The sequence below is a fragment of the Streptomyces saintjeani genome (assembly GCF_055409605.1).
Genome location: NZ_CP189624.1, coordinates 4,869,231 through 4,882,958, shown reverse-complemented (window position 1 = coordinate 4,882,958; position 13,728 = coordinate 4,869,231). Strand labels below are relative to the sequence as shown.

Genomic DNA, 13,728 nt, shown 5'->3' with positions numbered 1-13,728 from the left:
CAATGGTCTCGGTCACTACGAACGCGGTGGCGACGGCCTGATGGGGGACGCGCAGACAATGAGCCACGACGGCGCAGACGGCCGGTTCACGGGGCAGTCGCTCGCGGGCGGACGCTACCAGGTACGCGGGCTGCTCGGCGAGGGCGGCATGGCCTCCGTCCACCTCGCCTACGACTCCGTCCTCGACCGGCAGGTCGCGGTCAAGACGCTGCACTCCCAGCTCGGCCGGGAGGAGGCGTTCCGGGAGCGGTTCAGGCGCGAGGCGCAGGCCGTGGCCAAGCTCACCCACACCAACATCGTCTCCGTCTTCGACACCGGCGAGGACGTCAGCGGCGGCGAGACGACGCCGTACATCGTCATGGAGTTCGTCGAGGGCCAGCCGCTCGGCTCGGTCCTCGACACCGACGTGACGCGGCACGGCGCGATGCCCGCCGACAAGGCGCTCCAGATCACCGCCGACGTCCTCGCGGCGCTCGACATCAGCCACGAGATGGGGCTCGTCCACCGCGACATCAAGCCCGGCAACGTGATGATGACCAAGCGCGGGGTCGTCAAGGTCATGGACTTCGGCATCGCGCGGGCCATGCAGTCCGGGGTGACGTCGATGACGCAGACCGGGATGGTCGTCGGGACGCCGCAGTACCTCTCGCCGGAGCAGGCGCTCGGGCGCGCGGTGGACGCGCGCTCCGACCTCTACTCCGTCGGCATCATGCTGTTCCAGCTCGTCACCGGGCGGCTGCCCTTCGACGCGGACTCGCCGCTGGCCATCGCCTACGCGCACGTCCAGGAGGAGCCGCCGCGCGCCTCCTCCATCAACCGCGCGCTGCCGCCGGCCGTCGACGCGCTGATCGCCCGCGCGCTGAAGAAGAACCCCAACGAACGGTTCCCGAGCGCCGTCGCCATGCGCGACGAGTGCCTGCGCGTCGCCGCGTCCTTCCAGGCTGCGCCGCCGAGCATCGTGCCGGGGCAGCCCGCGAGCAGCGGGCAGGGGGTGGGTTCGGCGGTGTTCCCGCCGGTGGGCCCCAGCACGCCGGCACCCGGTCCGTACGGGGCGGCCCAGCCCGGTCCGTACGGGGCGACGCCGCCGCCTTCGTACGGCTATCCGCAGCAGGGCTTCGCCACGCCGGCACCCGCGTACGGCGCCCAGACGTACCCGATGAACGGCGGGCCCGCGACGCCGGCGCCCGTCCCCGTCGGCGGTCGTCGCAGCACCCGGCCCCTCGTCGTCGGCTCCGTCGTCGTCGCCGTCGTCGCGGTCAGCGCCCTCCTCGTCGCCATCGCCCTCAACGCGGGCGGCGGCAAGAAGGACGACGACAGCATCCTGGAGGTGACGGCGTCCCCGTCGGCCGCCGCCGGGCACCGGGGGCCCGACACGTCCAAGACCATCGAGGACACGGAGTGCTCCGAGCCCGAGGAGTCCTACAACGACCCGGACAAGATCCGCGTCCCCAACTTCAAGTTCAAGAACATCGACTCGGTCAAGGCGTGCCTCCAGGCGGCCGGCTGGCGCCCCAAGATCGTCAACGTGGACGAGAACACGTTCGGGGAGGGCACGGTCATGAACCAGTTTCCGGCGGCGGACACGGACGTCGACCCGAAGAACATGCCGGAGATCCAGCTCAACGTGTCGACGGGGAACCCGCCGTCCTGAGCCGTGCAGCGGTACGACGACGCCCCGGACGGTTGACGTCCGGGGCGTTCTTGTTGTGTACGCCGGTGACGTACGGCTTGGCGCTACGGCTTGGAGGTACGACTTAGAGGTACGGCCCACCCGTGCGGGCGCCCGGGTGTCCCTCTTCCCCGCCCTCGTGGCCTCCCACGCCCGGCGGAAGTGCCCGGCGCATCTGCTCCAACTGGGCCCGCGCGGCCATCTGCTGGGCGAACAGGGTCGTCTGGATCCCGTGGAAGAGCCCTTCGAGCCAGCCGACGAGCTGGGCCTGGGCGATCCTGAGTTCCGCGTCGCTGGGCGTGGAGTCCTCGTTGAACGGCAGGGACAGCCGCTCCAGCTCCTCGACGAGCTCAGGTGCGAGCCCGTCCTCCAGCTCCTTCACGGAACTCGCGTGGATCTCCTTGAGACGCGCCCGGCTCGCCTCGTCGAGAGGAGCCGCCCGCACCTCCTCCAGCAACTGCTTGATCATGCTCCCGATCCGCATGACCTTCGCGGGCTGCTCGACCATCTCGGTCACGGGAACTTCCCGGCCCTCGTCGTCCATGTCGACTCCGCCGAGCGCCATGCCGTCCTGGCCCACGACCAGGATCTTCTGGGCGTTCTCCGGCGACCTTTCGTTCCTCGGCATCTCCATACCGCCATTCTCTCGCACCCACCCACTCCACCACCCGCCCACCCCCTCCGACCAGGCCCCACCCCCACACGGCCCGAAATGCCGCCCCCTCCACACCGTGCAACCCTGACCCCACCACGCACCGCACCCACCCGACTCCGCACAGCGAGGACGACACCCCCGTGACACCCACCGCCCGAAGGGAGCCCCCTCCCTCACCCTCACCGAGAACAACGGGGCGGGCAGCGGAACGGCCAGCCGCAGGGCAGGCGGAGTTGGGCCGGCCGACAGGGGTGTGGGTGGAGCCGGATCAGCCAGCCGCAGGATCGGCGAAGCCGAAACAGCCGGCCGCGCGGCAGGCGCGGCCGACAGCGGGGAGCGCGGCAAGCGAGCGAGCCGCACACGCAGGCAACCCGTCCGCAACGACGACGGTCAGGAGTACGGCGCAGGGCCGGGCCACGTCATGGGGGAACACCTCGGCCCAGTCCACCGGCGCCAGAGCCACGACGCGTACCCCGAGAGGGCTGCGCGCCGCATGCCTCGCGGTGTGCGCGGTGCTCTTCCTGTACGGCGCCGATACGGCGAGCGCCCTGCCCCCGCCCGTCGCCCCCACGGCCCACCCCGTCCCCGACCGCGCCGGAAGCGGCCCGGGAGAAGGCCGCGAACGCCCGGGCCGACCCCCCGCACCGGCACCGGCCTCGGCCTCGGCCTCGGCCTCGGCGGAAAACACTCCCCCGAAACCCAGCCCGTCCACCCCGCCGCTCACCACCCCCATCCCCCTGGAACCCACCCGCCAGACCCTCCGCCGGGCGGACACCACCACCTCGACGCTGCGGATCCTCCCCCTGGGCACCGGCCTGGTCCTGATCGGCCTGGGCCTGGCCCTGACCATGGCGGGCCTACGCCTCCGCCGCCGCTGACCCGCACCGTCCCTCAAGGACGCAGGGCCGCGTTCGACCCGCCGCTACCGCCACGCGAGCCCAACCGACCTCAGGGGCGCGGGGCTGTACTCGACAGGTGGCTACCACCACGTGGGCGCGACCAGCCACGACAGACCCGCACCCACCCCGCGACACCAGCCCCCTCTACCTACTCCCCCACCACCAGCAGCACCTTCCCCACATGCCCGCTCCCCTCCACCACCCGATGCGCCTCGGCCGCCTCCGCCATCGGGATCTCCCGGTCCACAACCGGCTGGATGTGCCCCTCGGACACCAGCGGCCACACATGCTCACGAACCGCCGCGACGATCGCCGCCTTCTCCTCCAGCGGCCGAGCCCGGAGGGACGTCGCGCTGATCGCGGCCCGCTTGGCGAGCAACGTACCGATGTTCAGCTCCGCCTTGATCCCGCCCTGCATGCCGATGATCGCGAGCCGCCCGTTGACGGCGAGGGCCTGGACGTTGCGGTCGAGGTACTTCGCGCCCATGTTGTCGAGGATGACGTCGGCCCCGGCACCCCCCGTCGCGGCCCGCACCTCGTCCACGAAGTCCTGCTCGCGATAGTTGATCAGCACGTCGGCGCCCAGTTCGGCGCACCGGCGCAGCTTCTCCGGCGTACCCGCGGTGACCGCGACCTTCGCCCCGACCGCCTTCCCGAGCTGGATCGCCATGGTCCCGATCCCGCTGGACCCGCCATGGACGAGCAGCGTCTCGCCGGGCCGCAGGTGGGAGATCATGAAGACGTTGGACCAGACGGTGCAGGCGACCTCGGGAAGCGCGGCGGCGCGGACGAGGTCGACGCCCTTGGGGACCGGCAGCAGCTGCCCGGCGGGAACGGCGACCTTCTCGGCGTACCCCCCGCCCGCGAGCAGCGCGCACACCTCGTCCCCGACATGCCACCCGCTCACCCCGGGCCCCACCTCGACGATCCGCCCGGAGCATTCGAGCCCGGGGTAGGGGGAGGCGCCGGGCGGCGGGTCGTAGAACCCCTGCCGCTGGAGCAGATCGGCCCGGTTGACGGCCCCGGCGACGACCTCGACGAGCACCTCCCCCTCCCCGGCCACCGCGTCCTCGACGTCCGCCCAGACCAACGCCTCGGGCCCACCAGGTTCCGTAACAGTGATCGCACGCATGCCCCCGACGCTACTCCCCACACACGCAGCCCCCCACCCCACACCCCGGGCCCGCACGCGCCGACCCCACCCCACACTCCTCATCCGCACGCGCCGGCCCGGCCCCACACCCCGAGCCCCGGCCCCGGCGGCGTCGATCCGGAGCACGAAAGATCCACCACCACACCCCGAGCCCCGGCGGCGCGCACCCGGCACGCCCCGGGCTCTCCCCTCACCCCCCGGCACGCACGATCGTCACCACCCGGTCCGTCAGTTCCAGCACCCCCACCGCCGGATCGTCGTACCCCAGCACCCGATGTCCCCGCACGACACTCACCACGAGATCCTCGGTCTCCCGGGGCGTCTTCCCGGTCTCGGCGCGGGTGACGGGCCGCTCGACGATGTCCAGCCCGCTCCCCTGCCGCAACAGCCCCTCCATGACGACCCCGGCGGCGGGCGAGAGGACGGACAGCCCGAGCAGGCGACCGGCGGCCCCGGCGCTGGTGATGACCTCGTCGGCCCCGGACTGCCGCAGCAGCGGCGCGTTCTCCTCCTCCCGCACGGCGGCGACGATCATCGCCCCCTGGTTGAGCTGGCGCGCGGTGAGGGCGACGAGGACGGCCGTGTCGTCCCGCTGCGTCGCGATGATGATCCGCCCGGCCTTGTGGATCTCGGCCCGCCGCAGGACGTCGCTGCGGGTCGCGTCCCCCACGACCCCCTCGTACCCCTCGGCGGTGGCCGCCTCGATCACTTTCGCGCTCGGATCGATCACCACGACCTGCTCCCGGCGCAGCCCCGACGCGCAGGCGGTCCGAATCGCGGAACGTCCCTTCGTACCGAATCCGACGACGACAGTGTGGTCACGCAAGGAGGGCCTCCGAAGGCTCGGCGAAACGCGGACACGCATCGCGTGTGGCGGGTGTGACGTCCACACCGCCGCCAGGAACCATGGTGCCCACCGACCGGATCACCACCCCAGGGGGGCACGCGTATGAAGGACCACCCACGCCAGCCGAGGAAGCTGAGCAGGCTCTCCCTGTTCCGCACGCTGTGGTACCCCTCGCGCTCCGACAACCGCGACGACGCGGAGGCGAGCCGCGCGGTGACGATGCCGACCCGCAGCGGGGTCCCCCCGCTCCAGCAGGTGCTCCGGCGCCTGATGCTGGCCCTGTTCGTGCTGGCGCTGACGACGTTCCTGGTCTACATCGACCGCGACGGCTACAACGACAACTCCGACGGCGCGGTGGACCTGCTGGACTCCGCGTACTACGCGACGGTCACGCTCTCGACAACGGGCTACGGCGACGTCACCCCGGTCAGCGACACGGCCCGCTTCATCAACATCGTCGTCATCACCCCGCTGCGCGTCGTCTTCCTGATCATCCTGGTCGGTACGACCCTGGAGGTGCTGACCGAGCGCACGCGCCAACAGGTCCGCGTCCACCGCTGGCGCTCCCGCCTGCGCGACCACGTCGTGGTCGTCGGCTACGGCACGAAGGGCCGCCACGCGGCGGAGACGCTGGTCGGACAGGGCATCGCGAAGGACAGGATCGTGATCGTGGACGTCCAGAAGAAGGCGGTCATGACGGCGGCGGAGGACGGCCTCGTCGCGGTGACCGGCGACGCGACGCGCTCGGAGACGCTGCTGAAGGCCGAGGTCCCCACGGCGGCCCAGGTCATCGTCTGCCCCCAGCGCGACGACACGACGGCCCTGGTCACCCTCACGGCCCGCCAGCTGAACCGCCGCGCCACGATCGTCGTCGCGGCCCGCGAGGACGAGAACGTCCCCCTGCTGAAGCAGAGCGGCGCCGACACGGTGATCACGAGCTCCAGCTCCGCCGGCCGCCTCCTCGGCGTCGCCATGGTCAGCCCGGTCGTCGCGAACACGCTGGAGGACCTGATGACCCTCGGCAGCGGCCTGGACATCGTCGAACGCCCGGTCACACGCGAGGAGATCGGCGCGGCGCCCCGGACCTGCGAGGACCTGATCGTCGCGGTGGTGCGGGGCAAGAAGCTGCTGGACTACGCGGACCCCGGCCTCACCACGCTGGAGCGGGGGGACCGGGTGGTCACGGTCAGCAGAGCGACGGTGGTCGAACCGGCGTAGCGGGCGGCATGTTTCACGTGAAACACCCGATTGCGGGCCCGGGGTGTTTCACGTGAAACACTCGAACGCTTGTTTCACGTGAAACATCACTCCCACGGCAGGTCCAGCAACTCCACCTCGCCCCCCGCCCGCATCCCGCCGGGCGGTACGACCGCCAGCGCGTCCGCCACCGCGATCCCCCGCAGCATCGCCGGTCCGTTGTAGTGCAGCGGTACGGCCCGGTCCCCCCGTACGACGACCGGGATCAACCGCGTGTCGTACGGGTGTCCCTGCACCGTCTCCTTCAACGGCAGCGCGTACGGCTCCACGGCCCCGCGCGTGGCCAGCGCTCGCAGGAGGGGTTCCGCGAGGGTGAGGAGCCCGGAGACTGCGGCCAGGGGGTTGCCGGGGAGCCCTACGAGGTGCTGGCCCTCCTTGACGCGGGCCAGCAGCATGGGGTGCCCCGGCCGGACCTTCACCCCGTCGACCAGCAGCTCGGCGCCGGTTCTGGCGAGGATGGGGTGGACGTGGTCCACGGGTCCCCCCGCCGTCCCGCCCGTCGTCACGATCAGGTCGGCGCCGGACGACGTGACGGCCTCGTACAACGCCTCCGCGTCGTCGCCCAGCCGCCGTACGGCCACGACCTCCGTGCCGAGCGCCCGCAGCCATGGCGGGAGCATCGGGCCCAGCGCGTCCCGGATCAGCCCCTCGTGGGGCCGCCCCTCCGTCAGCAACTCGTCGCCGAGCACCAGGACTTCGGCGCGGGGGCGGGGGGTGACGGCGAGGGTGTCGTACCCGGCGGCGGCGGCGAGCCCTAGCACGGCCGGGGTCGCGACGGCTCCCTCCGGCAGCAGCAGATCGCCCGTACGGCACTCCTGCCCCCTGGGCCGGATGTCCTGTCCGTGCTGGACGTCCCTCGTCGGATGCAGCCGTCCCTTGTCGTCGGTCCGGCCGTGCTCGCTGCGGAGTACGGCGGTCGTGTCCTGCGGGATCCGCGCACCTGTCGCGATCCCCACGGCTTCCCCGTCACCGAGCCGCTCCGCCCCGCCCTGCCCGGCCAGCACCCCTTCCCCCCGAACCACCCAGGGCCCCGGCCCCGAGACCGCCCACCCGTCCATCGCCGAGGTGTCGAAGGAGGGGAGGTCGGTGAGGGCGGAGAGGGGAGCGGCGAGGGGGAGACCGAGGGCTTGGTCGAGGGGGACGGAGAGGGGGGGGCGTCGAGCGGCGGTGCTGCGGCCGGCGCGGGCGGCTAGGGCTCGGGCTTGGGGCCAGGGGGTGGGGTGGTGGGGGGTTGGGGTGGCGGGGGTGACCCCAGGGCGGGCGGTCGAGGTGGCGGGTTCGAGGAAGGGGGAGTCCCAGGGGTCGCCGTCGTTGTTCGTGAGTGGGGGGGTTGGGGCGGATGGGTGCGGGTCGGCGGCGGGGGTTCTGGTGTGCCCCGGGTTCCCGGCGCTCCCGGGATCTCCGGCGCTGCGCGTGTGCGCGGCCCCTTCAGGGTTTCCGGCGTGTCCGGGGTTTGCGGCGCGTCCGGCACGTCCGGGGCTTCCGGCGCCCCCGGCGTCTCCAGCACCACGCGCACACCCGGCCCCTCCAGAGCTTCCGGCACGTCCAGGGCTTCCGGCGCCCTCAGGGCTTGCGGAGTTCTCCGCGTTCCCGGGGCTTCCGGTGTTCCGGACGTCCCCGGGACTCGCGGCGCCCCCGGTGCTCCCGGAGTTCCGCACGAGCGCCAGCGCCTCCTCGACGCCGAAGTCCTCGTCCTGGCCGAGACCGGTGCCGGTGCCCGGCCCTCGGCAGGGGACTGCGTCGTCCGTGCCAGTCCCTGACCCCCAGCCGGTGACCCCGCCGTCGGTGTCAGTGCCGCTGTCGACGTCCGGACCCGTGTCCGTGCCGAGACCTGTGCCGCGCCGGGTCATCCTGTGGCCGGGCCGGAGTCTGTGGGCCTGTCGTTCTTCGGCGATGCCGAGTCCGCCGGCTTGCTCTCAGCGCCCTCCGCCTCCTCCGCCCACCGCAGAGCCAGCGCAGCGGCCTTGCGGGCGGCCTCCGCGACAGCCTCCGCGCTGCCGTCCGTACGGCCCGCCGCGTACCCGACGAGGAACGTCGTCAGGGGAGCGGCCGGTCGGGCCACGCCGTGCGCCGCGTCGCGGGCGAGGTCCAGCAGGACCGTCGTATCGACGTCGAGCTCGATACCCAGCTCGTTCTTGACTGCGGAGATCCATTCATCCAACACGTGCTCATGCTCCCTGATCCGGGCCCGGGCGGCGGCGATGTCGTCCCAGGTGTCGCAGTCGAACGACGCGACGGGGTCCGGGACACGGACAAGTTCGAGTCCTGCGGTCAGCCGACGCAGGGGAAGCCCGACGAGGCTCCCGTGCTCGGCACGCAGCGCGTCCAGCTCACGGCGGAGGGAGGCCACACGGTACGCGGCGACGAGCGGCTGATCACGACCGTCGGCGTCGACAAGGAGAACACCGTCGACGGCCCCACCGCCACGCTCCGGGCCACCACCCAGCACCGCCACCAACCCCCGTACCGTCCCCGGCGCCAAAAATGGCAGGTCGGCGGAGAGGAGTACCACCCGGTCGGCGCTCGTGCGGAGCAACCCGGCGTCGAGGGCCGCGACCGGGCCCCCGCCCGGGGGGTCCTCGCGGGTCCAGGCGACCGCGTGGGACGTCGGGCGCGGGGCCGCCACGACCACCGTCACCCCCGCGTCCGCGCACGCCCCGAGGACCCGGTCCAGCAGGGCCCGTCCCCCCACCCGTACGCCCGGCTTGTCCGCGCCGCCGAGGCGCCTCGCGCCGCCGCCCGCGAGGACGATCGCGTCGTAGGGGGGCGCGTTCGAGGTCATGCCCCGAGTATGCGCGCCGCCCCGATCACGTGGAACACGCCGTCACAGCGTGCGCAGCAGCACCGCCGGTTGTTCGACGCAGTCCGCCACGTACCGGAGGAACCCGCCCGCCGTGCCACCGTCACACACGCGGTGGTCGAAGGTGAGGGACAGCTGGACGACCTGCCGCGCGGCGAGTTCACCCTCGTGGACCCACGGCTTGGGGACGATGCGCCCGACACCGAGCATCGCCGCCTCGGGATGGTTGATGATCGGCGTGGAACCGTCGACCCCGAACACGCCGTAGTTGTTCAACGTGAAGGTCCCACCGCTGAGTTCGGCCGGTTTCAGCCCACCGGTACGAGCCGCCTCGGTGAGCCGGGAGAATTCCGCCGACAGCCCCTCGGCGTTACGCGCGTGCGCGTCCCGGACGACGGGTACGACGAGCCCCCGGGGCGTCTGCGCGGCGAACCCGAGGTGCACGGCGTCCAGCAGGACGACTTCCCTCGCCTCCGCGTCCACGCGCGAGTTCAGCTCCGGGAACTTGGCCAGCGCGGCCGTACAGATCCGCGCGAGCAGCGCGAGCAGCGAAATCTTCGGCACGCCCGGCCCGCTCACGCCGTTCATCGCGGCCCGCGCCCGCATCAGCTCCGTCGCGTCCGCGTCCACCCAACAGGTCGCGTCCGGAATCTCCCGCCGACTCCGGGTGAGTTTGTCGGCGACAGTCCCGCGAAGCCCCTTGAGGGGAATCCGGGTCCCGCCGGAAACGGGAACGGGGCCCTCACCGGCGTACGCATCGGCGTGCGAACCAGCCGCCGTACGCCCCTGCACGGCCGCGACCCGAAGCGCGTCCTCCACATCGGCCCGCAGGATCAGCCCCTCGGGCCCGGAGCCCGTCAACTCCCGCAGATCCAGGCCGCCTTGGCGCGCGAGCCGCCGTACGAGGGGCGAGATGACGGGTACGGGCCCGTCGCCCGCGTCCCCGTTCAGCCCGTGCCACGACCCCGCACCCACGGCCGCCGCCCCGACCTCGGCGGAGGCCCGGATCGCGGCGACACCGCGCCCGTCACCGGCCCGCGTGGCCCCCGAGGGCCCCGCCTCGGTCCCGCCGCCCGTGTCCCGTCCGCCCGCCCCTCCGCGCCCGCCGGGAACCTGCCGCCCCGCGACACCACCGGTCGGCGGCCGGACCCTGCGCCTGCGCGCCGGTGGCTCCGCCGTGCCGTAGCCCACCAGGACGTTGCCGGAGCCCTCGGCGGCGGGGGCACTCACCGCGCCGGCCGCACCCATCCCGTCCCGGCCCACTCCGCTCGCCGGACCCACCGCGTCCGCCGGACCCACCGCGACCGTCAACAGGGGCGCCCCGACGGGGAGTTCCGTGCCCTCCTCGCCGTAGCGGGCCGTGACGACGCCCGCGTACGGGCAGGGCACCTCCACCATCGCCTTGGCCGTCTCGACCTCGACGACGGGCTGGTCGACGGTGACGACGTCGCCGACCTGGACCATCCAGGTGACGATGAGGGCCTCGGTCAGGCCCTCGCCGAGGTCGGGGAGTTTGAACTCCAACACCTGTGCCATCAGCTCTCGGCCTCCCACTGGAGACGCGCGACCGCGTCGAGGATCCGGTCGACACCGGGCAGGTGGTGCCGTTCCAGCATCGGCGGCGGGTAGGGGATGTCGAAGCCGCCCACGCGCAGGACGGGCGCCTCCAGATGATGGAAGCAGCGTTCCGTCACGCGCGCGGCGATCTCGCCCCCCGGCCCCCCGAAGGAGCCGGACTCGTGGACGACGACCGCCCGCCCGGTGCGCCGTACGGACGCGCAGACCGTGTCGTCGTCGAACGGCACCAGCGAGCGCAGATCGACCACCTCCAGGTCCCAGCCCTCCGCCTTCGCCGCCTCCGCCGCTTCGAGGCAGACGGGGAGCGAGGGCCCGTACGTGATCAGCGTGGCGCTCCCGCCCGAGCGCCGCACCGTCGCGCGTCCGATCGGTTCAACGTGCGACGGCTCCTCAGGGTTCCAGGTGTCCTTGGACCAGTACAGCCTTTTCGGCTCCAGGAAGACCACGGGGTCGTCGGAGGCGATGGCGGCGCGCAGCAGGCCGTACGCGTCGGCGACGGTCGCGGGGGTGACGACGTGCAGGCCGGGGGTGGCCGCGTAGTACGCCTCGGAGGAGTCGCTGTGGTGCTCGACGCCGCCGATGCCGCCGCCGTAGGGGACGCGGATGGTGATCGGCAGGGGCATCCGCCCGCGCGTGCGGTTGCGCATCTTCGCGACGTGGCTGGCGAGCTGCTCGAAGGACGGGTACGCGAACGCGTCGAACTGCATCTCGACGACCGGCCGCAGCCCGTACATGGCCATCCCGACGGCCGTCCCGAGGATGCCGGCCTCCGCGAGGGGCGTGTCGGTGCAGCGGTCCTCGCCGAACTCCTTCGCGAGGCCGTCGGTGACGCGGAAGACGCCGCCGAGGGTGCCGACGTCCTCGCCCATGACGTGGACGGTGGGGTCGGCGGCCATCGCGTCGCGCAGGGCGCGGGTGAGGGCCTGCGCGAAGGTGGCGGGCTTGGCGGCGACGGTGGTCATGCCCCGGCCTCCATCTCCGCGTGCAACAGGGCCTGCTGTTCGCGCAGTTGGGGCGTGGGAGCGGCGTACACGTGCGCGAACAGGTCGTCGGGGTCGAGCGCGGCGTCCTGGTTCATGCGTGCGCGCAGGTCGGCGGCCATCTCCTCGGCGTCGTCGTGGACCTTCCGCGAGTGCGCGTCGTCGAGCAGCCCGCGCGCGGTGAGTTCGCGTTCCACCAGCGCGATCGGGTCGTGCTCGCGCCACGCCTGGACCTCGGCGTCGCCCCGGTAGCGCGTCGCGTCGTCCGCGTTCGTGTGCGCCTCGACGCGGTACGTCACGGCCTCGATCAGCGTCGGCCCGCCGCCCTCGCGCGCGTGCCGTACGGCGTCGGTCAGCACCTCGTGCACGGCCAGGACGTCGTTCCCGTCGACCAGGCGGCCCGGCATGCCGTACCCGACGGCCTTGTGGGCCAGCGAGGGCGCGGCGGTCTGCTTGGCGAGCGGCACGGAGATCGCGAAGCCGTTGTTCTGGACGAGGAAGACGACCGGCGCCTGCCAGACGGCGGCGAAGTTCAGCGCCTCGTGGAAGTCGCCCTCGCTGGTGCCGCCGTCGCCGACCAGCGCGAGCGCGACGACGTCGTCGCCCTTGAGCCGGGCCGCGTGCGCGAGGCCGACCGCGTGCGGGAGCTGGGTGGCGAGCGGCGTGCAGAGCGGCGCCACGCGGTGTGCGTACGGGTCGTAGCCGGTGTGCCAGTCGCCGCGCAGGAGGGTCAGCGCCTCGACGGGGTCCACGCCGCGTGCGACGACGGCGAGGGTGTCGCGGTAGCTCGGGAACAGCCAGTCGCGGTCCTCGATGGCGAGCGCGGCGGCGATCTCGCATGCCTCCTGCCCGGTGCTGGACGGGTATACGGCGAGCCGTCCCTGTTTCGTCAGGGCGGTCGCCTGCGCGTTGTAGCGCCGTCCCCGCACCAGCTGCGCGTGCAGCCTCAGCAGCAGCTCCGGGTCCACCGGCTTGTCCGTGCCGAGGACGCGGTACGGCTCCGCGTCCGGCAGCAGGGGCGCGGGGTCCATCCGGGGCTGCCAGGCGGGCGGCGGTGTGGGCCGGTACGCGCCTCGCTGCTCCATGACCGTCATGACGGCACCTCCTCGTGGGAGCGGCTACGGGAGGCGCGTCGAGTGTGAGGCGCCTCACCTACCGATTGTTCGGTCGTCGGCACAGTTTGGCTACGGGTGCCCTCAGGCTGTGGACAAACGGTTCTCCACAGCCTGTGATGGACGCAGTACGTCCATGGTAGGGAGGCGGGGGGACATGGCATCTGAACAAATGGCCGAAAACCCGGAAACCGGAATCCCCGTTCCGCCCGCGCGTCCGCTGGACGCGATCGACCACGACATCCTGCGGATGCTCCAGTCCGACGGCCGCGCCTCGATCCGCTCGGTGGCGGAACGGGTCCACGTCTCGCGCGCGAACGCGTACGCGCGGATCAACCGCCTCGTCGAGGACGGCGTGATCCGAGGCTTCGGCGCGCGCGTGGACCACGAACGCGCCGGCCAGGGCACCAGCGCGTACATCACCCTGAAGATCGTCCAGAACTCCTGGCGCACGGTCCGAGAACAACTCCGCCAACTCCCGGGCGCCTCCCACATCGCCCTGGTGGGCGGCGACTTCGACGTCCTCCTGCTGGTCCACACCCCGGACAACAGGGCCCTACGGGAACTGGTCCTGACCCGCCTCCAGGGCATCCCCGAGGTGCTCAGCAGCCGCACGTTGCTGGTCTTCGAGGAAGAGGACCTCGAACCGCAGGCGTAAGGGTCACGTACTCACCCTCGTCCCCGTCCTCGGCCGAACCCCGCCCCCGTTCCTCGGCCGAAATAAATCTGGTGACAATCTCCGCTCAGGCGACTACTCTGAGTGACATTCCCGTTGCGT

At 72.6% G+C, this 13,728-nt stretch carries 11 protein-coding genes and 1 pseudogene; 4 read left to right on the top strand and 8 right to left on the bottom strand.

The genetic code is table 11. From position 1 onward, the window contains the following. Window positions 1-58 precede the first annotated feature (58 nt). The gene (locus ACQCO7_RS22235; protein ID WP_464073491.1) at window positions 59-1,651 is read left to right on the top strand and encodes a protein kinase domain-containing protein; all 1,593 of its coding nucleotides are present in this window, start codon (window positions 59-61) and stop codon (window positions 1,649-1,651) included. Between the two features lie 103 nt (window positions 1,652-1,754). Here the strand turns inward: ACQCO7_RS22235 and ACQCO7_RS22230 are convergent, their stop codons facing one another. Then, window positions 1,755-2,303, bottom strand: a complete 549-nt coding sequence (locus ACQCO7_RS22230) for a bacterial proteasome activator family protein (RefSeq protein WP_464073490.1) — start codon at window positions 2,301-2,303, stop codon at window positions 1,755-1,757. A gap of 533 nt (window positions 2,304-2,836) precedes the next feature. Between ACQCO7_RS22230 and ACQCO7_RS22225 the strand changes: the two genes are divergently transcribed. Then, the gene (locus tag ACQCO7_RS22225) at window positions 2,837-3,202 is read left to right on the top strand and encodes a hypothetical protein (protein ID WP_464073489.1); all 366 of its coding nucleotides are present in this window, start codon (window positions 2,837-2,839) and stop codon (window positions 3,200-3,202) included. A gap of 169 nt (window positions 3,203-3,371) precedes the next feature. Here the strand turns inward: ACQCO7_RS22225 and ACQCO7_RS22220 are convergent, their stop codons facing one another. Together ACQCO7_RS22220 and ACQCO7_RS22215 are read right to left on the bottom strand one after the other, a co-directional pair. Continuing rightward, the gene (locus tag ACQCO7_RS22220; RefSeq protein WP_464073488.1) at window positions 3,372-4,355 is read right to left on the bottom strand and encodes an NAD(P)H-quinone oxidoreductase; all 984 of its coding nucleotides are present in this window, start codon (window positions 4,353-4,355) and stop codon (window positions 3,372-3,374) included. Between the two features lie 211 nt (window positions 4,356-4,566). Continuing rightward, window positions 4,567-5,211, bottom strand: a pseudogene (locus ACQCO7_RS22215) (potassium channel family protein); the annotation flags it as partial. Window positions 5,212-5,325: 114 nt separating this feature from the next. Here ACQCO7_RS22215 and ACQCO7_RS22210 point away from each other — a divergent pair. Next, window positions 5,326-6,441 carry a potassium channel family protein gene (locus tag ACQCO7_RS22210; RefSeq protein ID WP_464073487.1) on the top strand — a complete coding sequence of 372 codons (1,116 nt, stop codon included), beginning with the start codon at window positions 5,326-5,328 and terminating at the stop codon, window positions 6,439-6,441. 86 nt (window positions 6,442-6,527) lie between these two features. Here ACQCO7_RS22210 and ACQCO7_RS22205 read toward each other — a convergent pair whose 3' ends face one another. The 5 genes from ACQCO7_RS22205 to pdhA form a co-directional block, all read right to left on the bottom strand. After that, window positions 6,528-8,138 carry a molybdopterin molybdotransferase MoeA gene (locus tag ACQCO7_RS22205; protein WP_464077266.1) on the bottom strand — a complete coding sequence of 537 codons (1,611 nt, stop codon included), beginning with the start codon at window positions 8,136-8,138 and terminating at the stop codon, window positions 6,528-6,530. A 188-nt stretch (window positions 8,139-8,326) separates the two neighbouring features. After that, window positions 8,327-9,262 (bottom strand): DUF6457 domain-containing protein, encoded by a 936-nt coding sequence (locus ACQCO7_RS22200; RefSeq protein WP_464073486.1) that lies wholly within the window; start codon window positions 9,260-9,262, stop codon window positions 8,327-8,329. A 42-nt stretch (window positions 9,263-9,304) separates the two neighbouring features. Continuing rightward, the gene (locus tag ACQCO7_RS22195) at window positions 9,305-10,816 is read right to left on the bottom strand and encodes a dihydrolipoamide acetyltransferase family protein (RefSeq protein ID WP_464073485.1); all 1,512 of its coding nucleotides are present in this window, start codon (window positions 10,814-10,816) and stop codon (window positions 9,305-9,307) included. After that, window positions 10,816-11,820 carry an alpha-ketoacid dehydrogenase subunit beta gene (locus ACQCO7_RS22190; RefSeq protein WP_010350663.1) on the bottom strand — a complete coding sequence of 335 codons (1,005 nt, stop codon included), beginning with the start codon at window positions 11,818-11,820 and terminating at the stop codon, window positions 10,816-10,818. Before ACQCO7_RS22190 ends, ACQCO7_RS22195 begins: the two co-directional genes overlap by 1 nt. Continuing rightward, the gene (pdhA, locus tag ACQCO7_RS22185) at window positions 11,817-12,932 is read right to left on the bottom strand and encodes a pyruvate dehydrogenase (acetyl-transferring) E1 component subunit alpha (protein WP_464073484.1); all 1,116 of its coding nucleotides are present in this window, start codon (window positions 12,930-12,932) and stop codon (window positions 11,817-11,819) included. Before pdhA ends, ACQCO7_RS22190 begins: the two co-directional genes overlap by 4 nt. Before the next feature lie 175 nt (window positions 12,933-13,107). Here pdhA and ACQCO7_RS22180 point away from each other — a divergent pair, with 175 nt between their 5' ends. Then, on the top strand, window positions 13,108-13,608 hold the full coding sequence (locus ACQCO7_RS22180; protein ID WP_464073483.1) for an Lrp/AsnC family transcriptional regulator: 501 nt from the start codon (window positions 13,108-13,110) through the stop codon (window positions 13,606-13,608). Window positions 13,609-13,728 lie beyond the last annotated feature (120 nt).

Bases quoted from the DNA above. Each gene is read 5' to 3' on its own strand.
- ACQCO7_RS22230 (WP_464073490.1), bottom strand. From the start codon at position 2,303: ATGGAGATGCCGAGGAACGAAAGGTCGCCGGAGAACGCCCAGAAGATC.
- ACQCO7_RS22235 (WP_464073491.1), top strand. From the start codon at position 59: ATGAGCCACGACGGCGCAGACGGCCGGTTCACGGGGCAGTCGCTCGCG.
- ACQCO7_RS22180 (WP_464073483.1), top strand. From the start codon at position 13,108: ATGGCATCTGAACAAATGGCCGAAAACCCGGAAACCGGAATCCCCGTT.
- pdhA (WP_464073484.1), bottom strand. From the start codon at position 12,932: ATGACGGTCATGGAGCAGCGAGGCGCGTACCGGCCCACACCGCCGCCC.
- ACQCO7_RS22220 (WP_464073488.1), bottom strand. From the start codon at position 4,355: ATGCGTGCGATCACTGTTACGGAACCTGGTGGGCCCGAGGCGTTGGTC.
- ACQCO7_RS22195 (WP_464073485.1), bottom strand. From the start codon at position 10,816: ATGGCACAGGTGTTGGAGTTCAAACTCCCCGACCTCGGCGAGGGCCTG.
- ACQCO7_RS22210 (WP_464073487.1), top strand. From the start codon at position 5,326: ATGAAGGACCACCCACGCCAGCCGAGGAAGCTGAGCAGGCTCTCCCTG.
- ACQCO7_RS22190 (WP_010350663.1), bottom strand. From the start codon at position 11,820: ATGACCACCGTCGCCGCCAAGCCCGCCACCTTCGCGCAGGCCCTCACC.
- ACQCO7_RS22200 (WP_464073486.1), bottom strand. From the start codon at position 9,262: ATGACCTCGAACGCGCCCCCCTACGACGCGATCGTCCTCGCGGGCGGC.